General features: G+C 71.1%; 15 protein-coding genes and 1 pseudogene. 5 read left to right on the top strand and 11 right to left on the bottom strand.

The window, feature by feature from the left end; translation table 11 throughout:
• Positions 1–183, top strand: a 183-nt coding sequence (locus VGD44_RS16935; protein ID WP_331089223.1) for a hypothetical protein, incomplete at its 5' end; no start/stop codon positions are given.
• On the opposite strand, the gene VGD44_RS16930 is transcribed toward VGD44_RS16935, so the two are convergent.
• The 7 genes from VGD44_RS16930 to VGD44_RS16900 all read right to left on the bottom strand — a co-directional run bounded on the left by VGD44_RS16930 (position 173) and on the right by VGD44_RS16900 (position 6,607).
• On the bottom strand, positions 173–547 hold the full coding sequence (locus tag VGD44_RS16930) for a hypothetical protein (protein WP_331089221.1): 375 nt from the start codon (positions 545–547) through the stop codon (positions 173–175). The two genes, VGD44_RS16935 and VGD44_RS16930, sit on opposite strands and share 11 nt — an antisense overlap.
• A gap of 56 nt (positions 548–603) precedes the next feature.
• Positions 604–1,164, bottom strand: a complete 561-nt coding sequence (locus tag VGD44_RS16925; RefSeq protein WP_331089219.1) for a DUF4136 domain-containing protein — start codon at positions 1,162–1,164, stop codon at positions 604–606.
• Positions 1,165–1,216: 52 nt separating this feature from the next.
• Positions 1,217–2,758, bottom strand: coding sequence for a DHA2 family efflux MFS transporter permease subunit (locus VGD44_RS16920; RefSeq protein ID WP_331089217.1), 1,542 nt, complete (start codon positions 2,756–2,758; stop codon positions 1,217–1,219).
• Between the two features lie 49 nt (positions 2,759–2,807).
• A complete protein-coding gene (locus tag VGD44_RS16915) occupies positions 2,808–3,971 on the bottom strand; it encodes an HlyD family efflux transporter periplasmic adaptor subunit (RefSeq protein WP_331089215.1) in 1,164 nt (387 codons plus the stop codon).
• A gap of 28 nt (positions 3,972–3,999) precedes the next feature.
• A complete protein-coding gene (locus VGD44_RS16910; protein ID WP_331089212.1) occupies positions 4,000–5,439 on the bottom strand; it encodes an efflux transporter outer membrane subunit in 1,440 nt (479 codons plus the stop codon).
• A gap of 58 nt (positions 5,440–5,497) precedes the next feature.
• Positions 5,498–6,082, bottom strand: a complete 585-nt coding sequence (locus VGD44_RS16905; RefSeq protein ID WP_331089210.1) for a hypothetical protein — start codon at positions 6,080–6,082, stop codon at positions 5,498–5,500.
• Between the two features lie 114 nt (positions 6,083–6,196).
• Positions 6,197–6,607, bottom strand: a complete 411-nt coding sequence (locus VGD44_RS16900; RefSeq protein ID WP_331089225.1) for a hypothetical protein — start codon at positions 6,605–6,607, stop codon at positions 6,197–6,199.
• On the opposite strand from VGD44_RS16900, the gene VGD44_RS16895 reads away from it, so the two are divergent.
• Positions 6,500–6,805, top strand: coding sequence for a hypothetical protein (locus VGD44_RS16895; RefSeq protein ID WP_331089208.1), 306 nt, complete (start codon positions 6,500–6,502; stop codon positions 6,803–6,805). The two genes, VGD44_RS16900 and VGD44_RS16895, sit on opposite strands and share 108 nt — an antisense overlap.
• Positions 6,806–7,107: 302 nt before the next feature.
• On the opposite strand, the gene VGD44_RS16890 is transcribed toward VGD44_RS16895, so the two are convergent.
• Both VGD44_RS16890 and VGD44_RS16885 read right to left on the bottom strand, forming a co-directional pair.
• Positions 7,108–8,604 carry an MBL fold metallo-hydrolase gene (locus VGD44_RS16890; RefSeq protein ID WP_331089206.1) on the bottom strand — a complete coding sequence of 499 codons (1,497 nt, stop codon included), beginning with the start codon at positions 8,602–8,604 and terminating at the stop codon, positions 7,108–7,110.
• A gap of 27 nt (positions 8,605–8,631) precedes the next feature.
• Complete coding sequence (locus tag VGD44_RS16885) at positions 8,632–9,264, bottom strand: TetR/AcrR family transcriptional regulator (RefSeq protein ID WP_331089204.1); 633 nt, start codon at positions 9,262–9,264, stop codon at positions 8,632–8,634.
• A gap of 105 nt (positions 9,265–9,369) precedes the next feature.
• On the opposite strand from VGD44_RS16885, the gene VGD44_RS16880 reads away from it, so the two are divergent.
• Positions 9,370–10,020, top strand: a complete 651-nt coding sequence (locus tag VGD44_RS16880; RefSeq protein ID WP_331089202.1) for a 2-hydroxychromene-2-carboxylate isomerase — start codon at positions 9,370–9,372, stop codon at positions 10,018–10,020.
• Position 10,021: 1 nt separating this feature from the next.
• Here VGD44_RS16880 and VGD44_RS16875 read toward each other — a convergent pair whose 3' ends face one another.
• Together VGD44_RS16875 and VGD44_RS16870 are read right to left on the bottom strand one after the other, a co-directional pair.
• Positions 10,022–10,660 carry a glutathione S-transferase family protein gene (locus VGD44_RS16875; RefSeq protein WP_331089200.1) on the bottom strand — a complete coding sequence of 213 codons (639 nt, stop codon included), beginning with the start codon at positions 10,658–10,660 and terminating at the stop codon, positions 10,022–10,024.
• A gap of 59 nt (positions 10,661–10,719) precedes the next feature.
• On the bottom strand, positions 10,720–11,892 hold the full coding sequence (locus VGD44_RS16870; protein WP_331089198.1) for a cytochrome P450: 1,173 nt from the start codon (positions 11,890–11,892) through the stop codon (positions 10,720–10,722).
• Between the two features lie 96 nt (positions 11,893–11,988).
• Here VGD44_RS16870 and VGD44_RS16865 point away from each other — a divergent pair, with 96 nt between their 5' ends.
• Entirely contained in the window at positions 11,989–12,912 is a 924-nt protein-coding gene (locus VGD44_RS16865; protein ID WP_331089196.1) for a VOC family protein, read from the top strand.
• A gap of 13 nt (positions 12,913–12,925) precedes the next feature.
• Positions 12,926–13,215 (top strand): annotated as a pseudogene (locus VGD44_RS16860) (5-carboxymethyl-2-hydroxymuconate isomerase); the annotation flags it as partial.

The following is a 13,215-nucleotide window of genomic DNA, read 5'->3' as shown; positions in this document are numbered from 1 at the left end:
GACGACAAGGGCCTGGCGCTGGCGAAGGACATGATCCGCGCGGCGCCCGATGCGCTCCGCATCACCAAGCGCACCCTGGATGCGGCGCTGGAGGCGGCCACCTACGACGCGGCGATGGAGATCGAGGAGCGAGGCCAGATGCTGATGATCCGGGCCCGAATGGGCGCGCCGGTCACGCGCTAGCCGACTTGCGCCAGCCCAGGACGCAGAGCGCCAGCATCGCCAGGTTCGAGACGAAATCCAACGCCAGCCAGCTGTTGAACATCGGCGTGACGAATACGAACCAGTAGTTGAACCAGAAGAACGGCAGGAGCGCGATCGCGTAGACGAGGAAGGTCGTCCGCGTGAACCGGCTGAAGTAGGCGAACAGCCCCGACAGCACCGCCTGGGCGCCGAAGCAGCCGATCAGCAGGGCGGAGGTCTCGCTGTTGTGCTGATAGGCCGGCTGCAGGGTGAGCTTCTCGACCATGCTGGGGAAGAACAGGCACCAGCCGCCCAGCCCCAGGAACGGGACTGAGATCAGGCGCTGGATCAGGAGGGGCGTCACGGGAGGCTCCGGAAGAAGGGGGAGGCGCCGCCCGTGGGCGACGCCTCCGGTCAAGCTTAGGCCTTCGGCAGGGTTTTGGTCATGTCGGCGACCACGGCGTTGATCTTCGCCTGGGTTATGTCCTTCTCGGTCACCTTCTTCTTCGAGGCGGCGCGCCAGACCAGTCGGCCGGTGTCGCGCTCGATGATGTCGATGACGAGCGTGCCCTCGGCGTACTGCTTGATGTCGATGGCCGAGCCGTAGCCGCGGACGCAGCCGCGGAAGCCGCAGACCGAGCCCGAATTGGGCGTCGAGTCGACCTTCACCTTGTTGGCGACGGCGACGTGGTAGGTGACCAGGTAGCGGGCGTCGGCGCGGCTGGAACGGCGCAGGCCGTGGCTGGCCATGGAGGCCTCGACGGCGCGGGTCGTCCGCTCCTGGACGATATCGTTGGCCACGCGCGGGTCGGGCGAGCTGGTCGTGAACGGCGCCCAGGCCCAGGTCGAGCCGGGGGCGATGGTGGCCGCGGCGGACTCCATCACCACGACCTTGCCGGCGGGACCGGCCTCGGCGGCGGCGCCGGCGAAGGCGACCGCGAGGCCCAGGGCGGCGGCGGAGTTGATCAGATACTTCGGCATTGGGATTCTCTCTTGGTTTCGGGGAGGTTGGAACGCGGGGGTACTGGGCCCGTCAGTGACCGAGGGAGGCCTCGGCGAGACGGGCGGGTTTCGGGGCCAGCCAGATGGCGAGGCCTGCGAAGAGGAAGAGGATCGCGGAGGTCCCCATCAGCTGGTTGGTCGCCAGCATCACGGCTTGGCCCTGGACGATCCCGGTGAGGTTCGAGAGCGCCTGGTCGGCGGTCAGCCCGCCGGCGGCGACCATGCGGTCCATGGCGGCCTGGGCGCCGTTCAGCGTGCCCGACAGCTGGTCCTGCTTCTGCTGGGCGCCGTCCTCCCAGGCCGTGTTGACCATGGAGGTGGCGAAGGCGCCCGAGACAGTGCGGATGAAGTTCATCAGACCTGCGCCCGCTGCGGTCTCGTCCTCGTCGATCGAGGAGAGCGCCAGCGTGTTGAGCGGCAGGAAGAAGAAGGGCATGCCGGCGCCCATCAGGAACATCAGGCCTGCGACCCAGCCGAAGGTGATCGACGACGTGCCGGCGGCGCGGAACAGGCAGATGGCCGCCAGCCACACCAGGCCGCCGCAGACCAGAGCCCGGACGTCCACCCGGTTGACCAGCTTGGCGACGATGGGCGCGGCGATAATCGCGAAGATGCCCAAGGTGGAACACGCCATCCCGGCCTGGGTGGCCGTGTAGCCCATGGACGCCTGCAGCCAGTTCGGCGTCAGGACATTGGCCGCCATGAAGGCCCCGTAGCCCAGCGCCATGGTGAGCGCGCAGACCGCGTAGCCTGGCCTGCGGAAGACCCGGAGCGAGACGATGGGGTTCTTCTCGGTCAGCTCCCAGATCAGGAAGGCGAAGAAGCCGAGGACCGCGACAACGCCCAGCGTGACGATCATCGGCGAGGCGAACCACTCGTGTTCCTTGCCGAGGTCGAGGATCAGCTGCAGCGCGCCGACCCAGACGACCAGCAGGCCCAGGCCCACGTAGTCGACCTTGGCGGCCTTCTGGAGCTCGGTCTCCTTCGACTTCAGCATGCCGAACACGATTGGCGCGGCGATCAGCGCGATGGGCACGTTGACCCAGAAGATCGAGGGCCAACCGAAGTTGTCGCAGAGGTAGCCGCCCAGGATCGGACCGGCGACCGGCGCGGTCAGGGTGGTGACGACCCACAGCGCCATGGCGGCGGGGAGCTGCTTCTTCGGGAAGATGTGCATTAGCAGCGTCTGCGACAGCGGCAGCAGGGGGCCGCCGAACAGGCCCTGCAGGACGCGGAACAGCACCAGCAGGCCCAGGCTCGGCGCGAGCCCGCAGAGGGCCGAGCAGATGCCGAAACCCACCATGGAGGTGGCGAAGACCCGCACCGCGCCGAAACGACCGGCGAGCCAGCCGGTCAGCGGCACGCTGATGGCCTCGGCCACGGCGTAGGAGGTGATGACCCAGGCGCCCTGACTGGCCGAGACCCCTAGGTCGCCCGAGATGTTCTGGATGGAGACGTTGGCGATGGTCGTGTCCAGCACCGCCAGGAAGTTGGCCGTGGCGAGCAGGATCCCGATCATCCAGATCGACGCGGAGCCCTTGGCGGGCTGGGCGTCGGCAGTGATGGCGGACATGGCGGAGCGCCTTGTTGGGGGTGAGGTCGGTGCGCTGGATCGGGCGCGGCTACGAGAGCTTGATCTTGGCTTCCATCGAGAGGCCGACGCGCAGCGGGTGCGCCTTCAGCTCCTGGGGGTCGAGGCGGATGCGGACGGGGACCCGCTGGACCACCTTGATCCAGTTGCCGGTGGCGTTCTGGGCGGGGATCAGGGCGAAGGCCGAGCCGGTGCCGCCGGACATGCCGACGACCACGCCGTGGAACTTCACCTTGTCGCCGTAGAGGTCGCTGACGAGCTCCACCTTCTGGCCGGCCTTCACCTTGGCGAGCTGGCCTTCTTTGAAGTTGGCGTCGACGTAGGCTTCCTGCACCGGCACGACGGTCATCAGGTTGGCGCCCGGCTGGATGCGCTGGCCCACCTGGACCTGGCGGCCGGTGACCACGCCCGCGACCGGCGCGCGGATGACCGTGCGCTCGAGTTGCAGGCGGGCCTTCTCGTAGCGGGCGCGGGCGGCGACCACTTCCGGGTTGTTCGCGACGCCGGCGCCGGCGGTCAGCACCTGGTTGGCGTCGAGCGCGCCGACGGCGGCCGAGCGGTTGGCCAGCGCCTGGGCCTCGGAAGCCTTCGCCGTGGCGAACGCGGCCTCGGCCTGCTTCAGGGCGTTCAGGCTCTTGGTGAACTCCTCGCCGGAGATCGCGCCGGTCTCCTCAAGCGCGTTCCGGCGAGCGTACTCCTGCCGGGCGCGCTCCAGGTCGGCCGCGGCCGCCTGCGTCTGGGCGCGGGCGCGGACCTGGTCGGCGCCGCGGGCGGAGATCTGGGCCGAGAGCTGGCGGTCGTTGGCCATCCAGCCCTGCACGCGGCGCTCTGCCTGGGCGAGCGCCGCCGCGGCTTCGGCGAGCTGCAGGCGCGCGTCGGCGTCGTCGAGGATGACCAGCACCTGGCCCTTCTGGACCGACTGGGTATTGGCCGCGAGCACCTGGGCGACCGCGCCTTCGACGCGCGGCGTCACCTGGGCCGAGTCGGAGCCGACGTAGGCGTTGTCGGTGGTCGCGTAGCCGCCGGCGCCGAAGACGGCGTAGGCGGCCCAGCCGATGCCGACCTTCAGGGCGACGCCGCCCAGCAGCAGGAAGAGCTTCTTCCGCTTCTTGAGCAGCGCGCTGGCCTTGGAGTCCTCGGCGTCGGCGGTCGGGGTCTCGACCTGGAAGTCGGCGGGCGAGAGGGGCTTGTTCATCGGGAGGCTCTTTCGGGTTCGGGGAGGATCAGGATTTCGGATTGGGCTCGCGGAAGCCGCCGCCCAGGGCCTTGACCAGGGCGATGTCGACCGAGAAGGCGCGGGTCTCGAGGTCGGCCTGCGAGCGCCGGGCGGCGATCACGGCGTCCTCGGCTGAGAGCACGTCGAGGTAGGTGGCGAGGCCGCCGCGATAGCGGGTGAGCGTCAGGCTGTAGGCGTCCTCGGCGGCGGCCAGGGCCTCGCGAACGCGCAGCGCCCGGGGTTCCAGCGCCGCCGCCATGACGGCCGCGTCGGCCACTTCGTTCAGCGCCCGGATCAGGGTCGCGTCGTAGGCCGCCACGGCCATGTCGTAGTCGGCGCGTGCGCCCTTGTAGGCGCCGCGTAGCGCACCACCGGTGAAGATCGGCAGGCTGACCGCCGGGCCCATCGAGCCGTAGGTCGAAGCTCCGTCGGTGAGTTGGGCGAGGCCGAGCGACTGCACGCCGATCAGCGCCGAGAGCCGGACGCTGGGGTAGAAGTCGGCCTTGGCGACCTTGATCCGCTTGGCCGCGGCCTCGGTGCGCAGGCGCGCGGCCACCACGTCGGGCCGGCGGCCCATCAGCTCGGCGCCCAGGTCCGCGGGCAGACCGAAGCGCCAGGTCATGGCCAGCGTCGGGGCCGTGATCCGCAACGAGCGCGCCGGGCCCGCGCCGGTGAGAGCGGCCAGCCGGTTGCGGCCAATGGCCAGGCCCTCGGCGGCGGCGCCCAGATCGCTCATGGCCTGGGCGCGGTTGGCGGTGGCGCGCTTCACGGCGGCCAGGGTCTCGAGACCCTGGGCGTGGCGCTGGGTCATCAGCTCTTCGGTCTCGTTGCGCGCCTTCAGCGCCTGGGCGGCGGCGGCCGCGTCGGCGTGCAGCCCGGCGAGTTCGGCGTAGGCCGAGGCCACCGCCGTCGAGAGCACGAGCCGCGCATTGGCCGCGTCGGCGCGGGTCGCCTCGGCTTCGGATGTGGCCGCGGCTAGGGAGGCGCGGGTCTTGCCCCAGAGGTCGAGCTCGGTGGAGAGCTGCAGCGCTCCCTGGGCAGCGGTGTTCCAGCCGTCGGGAATGATGCCTTCCGGCAGGCCCTCGGCCTGGCTGCGGCGGGTGCGAGTGGCCTGGCCCTGGGCGGTCAGCGACGGATAGCGCGCGGCGCCGGCCTGCTGGGCGATGGCGTCGGCCTTGCGGATGCGGGCGGCGGCGGTGGCCATGTCGGGCGAGCCGGCCAGCGCCTCCTCGATCAACTGGGTCAGCTGCGGGTCTTTGTAGGCGGCCCACCAGGCGTCAGCCGGCCACTCGGCCTGCGGCAGCTCGATCGCGGGCGGCGCGAACGTCTTGACCTGGGGCTTGGGGCCCAGGTCGGGAACGGTGGCGCAGGCGGCCAGGCTGAGCGCGGCGCACGCGCCGAGAAGGACGGCGCGCAGGCTGCGCGCCGCCGGACGGGAGGGGGTCATGGCGGTCTCTTTCGGGGGAGGATCAGGCGCGGCGCCGGAGGCCCGGCGCCGTGGGGGGTCAGTGCGGCGTGATCAGGATTTCGAGCGCCGCGTCGCGGGCATGGGCGCCCGCTACGCTGTCCGGCAGACCCAGCGCCCGGAGCAGGCCGAAGGCGAGCTCGCGGGTGATGAGCGGCGTGGCCGGGTCGGGGCCGCAGTCGAGGGCGCGCTGCAGGGCGATCTCCACGACGCCCAGGGCCGCCAGCTCGGCGGTTTCGAGGTCGCGGGCCTTGAACGCGCCCAGGGCCCAGCCCTCGGTCACGTCGAGGCGGACGCGCCGCGCCACGCCCGACACGGCGAAGCGCCGGGCCAGCACGCGGGCCTCGACCGGATGGTCAAGTGCGTAGCGCACCAGCACGCAGAGTGTCCGCGCCACGCGGGCGCCCGGCCCTTCGACGTGGGCATTGGCCTCGACCACGCGGGCCTCTGCCGTCGCATCGGAAAGGGGGGCCGCCCACGCCGGGGAGGGGGCGTGGGCGGCGGGCTCGCAGCGCTCGGGGGGAAGCGCCTGCGGCGCCGGACGGGCGGCGGTCTGGGCCGGCCGTTGGGGGGAGTGCGCGGGCCAGCGCGGCTCCGTCCGGGGTTCCAGAAGTTCGGTGGTCATGTCGCTCTCGGGGGGAAGTTCGATCTGACTGATTGGTCATAAATAGACGAAATAGTCAGATAACGCAAGAGCGCGAACCCAGGTTTTCGGACTAAATTTCCGTAATTTTCGGACTCAAGCCCCGCTGGGCAGGCCCCCCGCGACGGCCATCATCAGCTGGGCGCAGGCCTCGCCCGAGTTCTGGTTCTGGCCGGTGACCAGACGGCCGTCGGCGACCACGTGGGTGGCCAGGATCTCCAGCTTCCGCGTGCGAGACTCGAAGACGGCGCCGGCCGCCCGCAGCTCGCGCTCGGGGTGCGTCGGCGTGGCGGTGATCCGCAGCTGCCGCACCTGGCGGTCGGTGACGGCGGTGACCTTGCGGCCCCGCACCAACGGCTGGCCGGTTTCGTCAAGCGCCAGCAGCAGGCCCAGCGGCCCGTGGCACACGCCGCCGACGACGCGGCCGGCCGCCCAGGCGCGGGAGATCCCTTCCCCCAGGACGGACGAGGTTCCGAGGTCGTACGCCGCGCCCCAGCCGCCGGCCAGGAAGACGATGTCGTAGGCCTCGAACGCCAGCGCGCCGACCGAGCGGCTGCGGACGACTTTGGCCTGGAAGGCGGCGTCCCGGCGGGCGCGGCGATCGGAGCCGCGACGCCCCAGCGGAACGACATCGGATCGAACGGCACCTCACCGCCGTCGATCGAAGCGACGTCGACCGTCATGCCGGCGTCGTCGAAGGCGTAGTAGGGGCCGGTGAGCTCTGACGAGAATACGCCGGTGTGGCGGCCGGCATCGCCGAGCGTCGCGTGGCTGGTAGTGACGATCAGCGCCCGGGCCCCGGCGGGCATCCGGTAGACGGGGCCGCGGTAGGGGCGATGCAGGCCCGCGGCGCGGGCGGCGGCGGGAACGAGCGCAAAGGCGCCTGCGCCGAGCGCAAGGGCGCCGGCGGCGGTTTCGAGGAGCATGGGGGAAGTCCTTTGGGGGAACGCGAGCGTCCCGACCCGCGGGGGCGGGCCGGGACGACGCAGGGTCTAGGGTTCAGGCGATCAGGGGAGGCGCATCACCGGCTGCACGCGGCCGATGCGGAAGTCGCGGGAGCCGACGGGCAGGGTGTAGAGGCTGCCGTCCTCGGCCAGGTCCCACTCGCCGCGGCGGGCGCCATCGAGGCCACGGGTGAAGATCCGCCGGGCCATGAAGTTATCCGGCGACGGGATCAGGTGGTAGAGCACGAGCAGCTTCACGCCCGCCTTGTTCGCCACGTCGGCGGCCTCATCCGGCGCGATGTGGTAGCTCTGGATGTCCGCCATGATGTGGGCGATGCGGTCGCGGCCGGCGGCGCGCGCCGTACGCTCCATGGTGCGGACCATGTCGCGGTTCAGCGCCTCGGAAAACAGGATGTCTGCGCCGCGCGAGCCGGCGATCAGGCGCGGGTCGGTGGTGGTGTCGCCGGTAACCACGACCGAGCGGCCCTTGTATTCGAAGCGGTAGGCGTAGGCCGGCGCCACTGGGGCGTGGTTCGTCTCTATGGCGGTGATCTTGAGCTGGCCGTCGTCGTGGACGACCGCCGTGCGCGGGCCGGTCGCCGGCATCGCGACCGGGTGGCCGACCATGGTGGCGGTCGCCGGCGGCAGCAACGCGGCGGTATGGTGCGCCGTGCGGTAGGTCTCGTCCTGGGCGTAGGCGGCGTTGAAGCCGGCCACGACCTGCTCGACGCCCGGACCGCCGTAGACCGCGAGCTGGGCAGGACGGCCCGCGACCCAGGTCTGCAGGTTCAGCTCGTCCAGATCGCCGATGTGGTCGGAGTGGAAGTGGGTGATCAGCACGCCCGCCACGCGGTCGAGCGGAATGCCCCACTGCATGAGGTTTTCGGTCGACTCTGGACCGCTGTCGACGATCCACATCTTGCCGCCGGCGATGACCGCCACGCACGCCTTGGCGCGCTTGGGGCTGGGCAGCGGCGAGGACGTGCCGCAGAGCGCCACACGCAGGGCGTCGTCCTTCAGGAGGGCGGCGTTGTTGCGCTGGATCGCGGCCTCGGAGGCGCGGGCGAACAGTCGGTCCTGGACCGCCGGCGTGTGGCCGGCGATGGCCACGAGGCCGCCGATGGCGAGCAGAACGGCCGCGACGGCCGCCAGCGTCTTCAGGAATTTCGGCGGCGCCTCGTCAGGCCACAGCTTGAGGGTGCGGACGTGCGCGGCCAGGACAGCGACGCCGACGATCTCGATGGCCAGCATGCCGGCCAGGCCGGCGAGCTCGCCGCTGGTCGCCCAGCCGATCAGCCGGCCGACGACGATGGCCGACAGCATCAGCGCCGCGGCGATCAGCAGCGAGCGCCGCCTGGTCTGCACGCCCACGAAGCACAGACCGGCGAGGGTGAGGAAGAGGCCGCCGAGGTCGGCGCGGATGGTGGAGAGGCCGGAGATGCCCAGGCCTTCGACGTTGAAGCGCTGGGCCAGCAGGGCGGGAGCGGCCCAGAAGCCAAGGCCGACGACGGCGAACAGCGCCGCGTAGACCGTGACGAGGACACGGGTGATCTTGCTCATGGGGTGGTCCTGGAAGTGTGGTGGGGATCAGCCGGCTGGGGAGGGTCCGGCGAAGATGTCGGCGGCGGCCTTTGCGGCGATCGCCTTGGCGGAAGCGGACTCGAGGCCGAGGCCCCGCAGCATCCCGAATACGAGCTCTCGGGCGAGGTTTTGCGCCTCGTCGCGACGGCCGCCCATCTCGAGGATGCGGGCCGTCAGGATCTGGGCGACGCCGACGGTGAGGAGGACGCCGGCCTCGACCGACAGCCCGCTGAAGCGGCCACCGGTGATGCCCGCATGCACCTCGGCGCGGACACCGCGGTTCATCGGGAAATCGGGGATGCCCGCGCCGTGAAACAGGCGCAGCATGGCGCCGACGCCGACTGGGTTTTCCACGGCCGAGCGGGCGAACGCGCAGAGTGCGCGGGCAACGCGTTCGGCCGGATCATCGACGCCGACGGACAAGGTCGCCGCCATCTCCTCGATCGAGGTGCGCGCGACGTCGGAGAGTTCCCGGGCCAGCGCCTCCTTGTCGGGGAAGTGGTTGTAGAAACTGCCCTTGGCGACCTCGGCGGCGGCCACGATGTCGTCGATGCTCACGCCGTCCACCGAGCGTTCGGCGAACAGCTTCTGGCCGGCGCGCAGCAGGGCGGCGCGGGTGCGCACGCGGCGGCGGTCCATGCGTTCGGTCTTGGGCTCGGTCATGATAGCGTTCTTCGTTGACTACATCGTCAATGTTGGACAAAAAAGTCAGAAACGCAAGAGCCGCCGAACGGAGTTTTGTCGATGACGCTCGAGGTCGAGGTCTTCTGGTCCTTCCGCAGCCCCTATTCGTACCTGGCCACGCCCCGGCTCGCGGACATGGCGGCGCGCTATGACGTGGAGCTGAAGGTGCGGCCGGTCTATCCGCTGGCCGTGCGGGTCGACGGGTTCTTCGAACGGCAGGACCCGCGCTGGCCGATGTACGTGGTGCGCGACGCGTTCCGCGAGGCGCAGAAGCTGGGAATGCCGTTCGGCCCGCCGCGGCCGGATCCGATCGTCATGAACATGGCGACGCGCGAAATCCCGAAAGAGCAGCCCTACATCCGCCGGCTCACCCACCTGGGCCAGGCGGCGGCGGAGTGCGGGCGCGGCGTGCCGTTCATCTGCGAGATCAGCCGCACCATCTGGGGCGGCGACACGCCGGGCTGGGACCAAGGCGACCACCTGGCCAGGGCGGCGGAGCGGGCGGGCCTGGACCTGGCCGAGCTGGACGCGGCCATCGTCACCGACGCCGAGCGGCTGGAGGCGGCGATCCAGGCCAGCCACACGCGCATGGAGCAGGTGGGGCACTGGGGCGTGCCAACCTTCGTCTTCCAGGACGAGCCGTTCTTCGGTCAGGACCGGATCGAGACCCTGATCTGGCGGCTCCGGCAGCACGGGCTGGCCGAGCGCTGAGCTACCCCAGCATCGGCGCCATGCCGGGCTCGGCCTTGGCCATGGCCGCCTGGTAGGCTGGCCGCGCGCCGATCCGGGCCAGGTAGGCCTTGAGGTGCGGGTAGCCGTCGATCGAGAGGCCGCGGAACGCCCGACTGGTGGTGAGGCAGTAGACCATCATGATGTCGGCGGTGGTCAGGTTCCGGCCGCCGAAGTAGGGCGTCTCGCCCAGGCGCTTCTCCACCATCTCCCAACCGCGCCGGCTGCGGTCGTTCACGAACACCGAGGCGGGGTTCGCGTCGCCCCCGCCGCCCGCCAGCACCAGGTGCATCATCAGCGTGGTCATGAAGGTGCCGTTCGACCAGTGGAACCAGAACAGGTGGTCGGCGAAGTCGGGGTCGTCCGGCCCGGGCGACAGCCGGCCGTCGCCGTACTTGGCGCAGATGTAGTCGCAGATGGCGCCGCTCTCGCCCAGCACGAGGTCGCCGTCGGTGATCACCGGGGCGATGCCCATCGGGTGCAGCGCCTTGTATTCGTCCGGCGCCAGACGGTTGTCGGCGCGGCGGTCGTAGCGCTTGAGCTCGTAGTCGATCCCCAGCTCCTCGCAGAGCCAGACGATGCGCTCGGATTGCGAGATCCCCAGGTGATGAACGGTCAGCATGTCGGCGCCCCGTGCTCAAGGCCGCCGACGCTAGGCCATCGCCGTTCCGGCGGCCAGGGTCACGCCGCGGCAGGGACCAGGCGCGCCGGCAACCTCGCGAAGCCCTGCAGGACGTTGTTCCAGGCCGGCGTCGGGCGGTCGGTCTCGATGCGCTCGACCCGTTGCACCAGGGTTGCGAGCAGAATCTCCATTTCCAGCCGCGCAAGGTGCATCCCCACGCAGGTGTGCGTGCCGTGGCCCCAGCCGACGTGGTCGCGCGGGTTTCGGGCCACGTCGAAGCGGTCGGGGTCGCGGTACTTGTCCGGGTCGCGGTTGGCCGAGGCGAAGAGGATCAGCGCCCGGTCGCCGGCGGGGATGGCCGCGCCGTCCAGCTCGAACGGCTTGGCTGCGTAGCGGGTGAAGCCGCGGATCGGCGAGCCCATGCGCACCGCCTCGTTCACGACGCCCGGGATGAGCGATGGGTCGGCGCGGACCGCGTCATAGGCGCCCGGCGTCGTGGCCAGCCGCCACAGCATCTGGCCGGTGGCGAGGATCGTGGTGTCCAGCGCCGGGGCCACGTAGTCGATGATCATCGCGCGAGCTTCGGTGCGGCTGATGTCGCCGCGGTCGGCGGCGTCGAACAGGCGATCGGCCCATCCGCCGGGGGTCACGCCCTGGCGGTCGAGGTTGCGGACGTAACGGCCCAGCCCCTGCATCACCGGCACGGCGGCGAGGCCTCGCAGGTTCATCACGCCCAGTGAGTTGAAGGCCGCGGCCGCCCACTTGAGCATGCGGGCCCGGGCCCAGGCGTCCAGGCCCACCAGCTCGGCCACGATGGTCACCGGCAGGTGGGCGGCGAAGGTCGACATGGCCTCGAAGGTGCGGCCATCGGCCAGCCCGTCGACCAGGTTCGCGGCCTCGGCCTCGAGCCGCGGTCGCAGGTCCTTGAGCGGCGCGGGCGTCAGCGGCTGGATCAGGGTGAGGCGGCGCCGGTCGTGGGCCTCGCCGTCGCTGGTGAGCGTCACCGGCGAGGACAGCCTGTTGACGGTGTCGTTGGCCGCGACGCCGCGGCCGCTGACCAGCACGTCGGCGGCGCGCAGGGCCGCGCGGACGTCGTCGTAGCGCGCGATCGCCCACATCCGGCGCTTCGGCATCCAGACGGCGGGGGCCATGGCGCGCAGGCGCTCGTACAGCGGATAGGGGTCGCGCAGGGCGGCGCGGGCGTAGAGGTCGCCCTGGAAGACGGCAGGCATCACGGCCTCGTGTGACGAAACGGTCAATACACTGCTTGACACATCACGCGACCTTCTCCAAGTGAAATGACCAAGTAGTCAATTCAGAGCCACGACATGAGCCTGATCAAGGTCGAAGACATCGCCTTCGTGCGCTTCCGGGCGCCGGACCTGGCCGAGATGGCCGGCTTCCTCGAGGATTTCGGACTGGTCCCCCAGACCGCGGGGGAAAAACTCTACGCCCGCGGCGCGGGGCCCGCGCCATTTCTGCATGTCACCGAACCGGGCGAGCCGGGCTTCGCCGGTGTGGGTCTGCGCGCGTCCTCACTTGCCGACCTGGAGGTGGTGGCGGAGGCGGAAGGCGTCAAGGTCGAGCCGCTCGACGCGCCGGGCGGCGGCCAGGTGGTGCGGCTCACCGATCCGGACGGACATGTTGTCGAGGTGGTGGCCGGCCAGGCGGCCGCGCCGGAGTTGGCTCTGCCGGCGCGGCCGCCCTGGAACTCCGCCGCCGGCCGGCCGCGGCAGCGGGCGGTGAAGCGCACCGGCGTAGGCGCGGCCCACGTGGTCCGCCTGGGCCACTGCGTGCTCAACGTCTCGAACTTCCGCGCCTCCGAGGCCTGGTACAAGGACCGCTTCGGCTTCATCACCTCGGACGAGATCGCGCTGTCGCCGGAGTTCTCCATCGGCGCCTTCCTGCGCTGCGACCGCGGCGACGTCCCCACCGACCATCACACGCTCTTCCTCGTGCAGGCGCCCAAGGGGCCCGGCTTCAACCACGCGGCGTTCGAAGTGGCCGACCTTGACGACCTGATGGCCGGCCACGACCGGCTGAAGGCCGCGGGCCGCACACCGGAGTGGGGCGTCGGCCGCCACGTCCTGGGCAGCCAGGTCTTCGACTACTGGCGCGACCCCTGGGGCCACACGCTCGAGCACTGGACGGACGGCGACCTGTTCACCGCCGCCGACGGCTCCAACACCGCCACCCTGCAGGACCTGCTGGCCGTCCAGTGGGGGCCGGCGCCGCCGCCGACCATGGCCTGAGAACGGATACCCCATGAAACTCGCCACCTTCACCGCGGGCGGCCCGCCCGAGATCGGCATCGTGCTGGACGGCAAGATCGTCTCGATCAGCCGCGCCGCGCCGTCCCTGGCCGTCAACATGATCGAGCTGATCGCGCGCTGGCCGATGGTCGAGCGCGAGGTCCGCGCCATCGGCGAGGCCGGCTCCGAGACGCTGGCCATGAGCGACCTGCGCCTGCTGGCCCCGATCCCGCGGCCGGGCAAGATCTTCGCCATCGGCCTGAACTACGCCGACCACATCGCCGAGAGCGGCATGGGCACGCC

Source organism: Phenylobacterium sp. (assembly GCF_036402295.1).
Classification (GTDB): Bacteria; Pseudomonadota; Alphaproteobacteria; order Caulobacterales; family Caulobacteraceae; genus Phenylobacterium.
The sequence above is the reverse complement of the archived record's forward strand: the minus strand, read 5'-3'. Positions and strand labels throughout refer to the sequence as shown.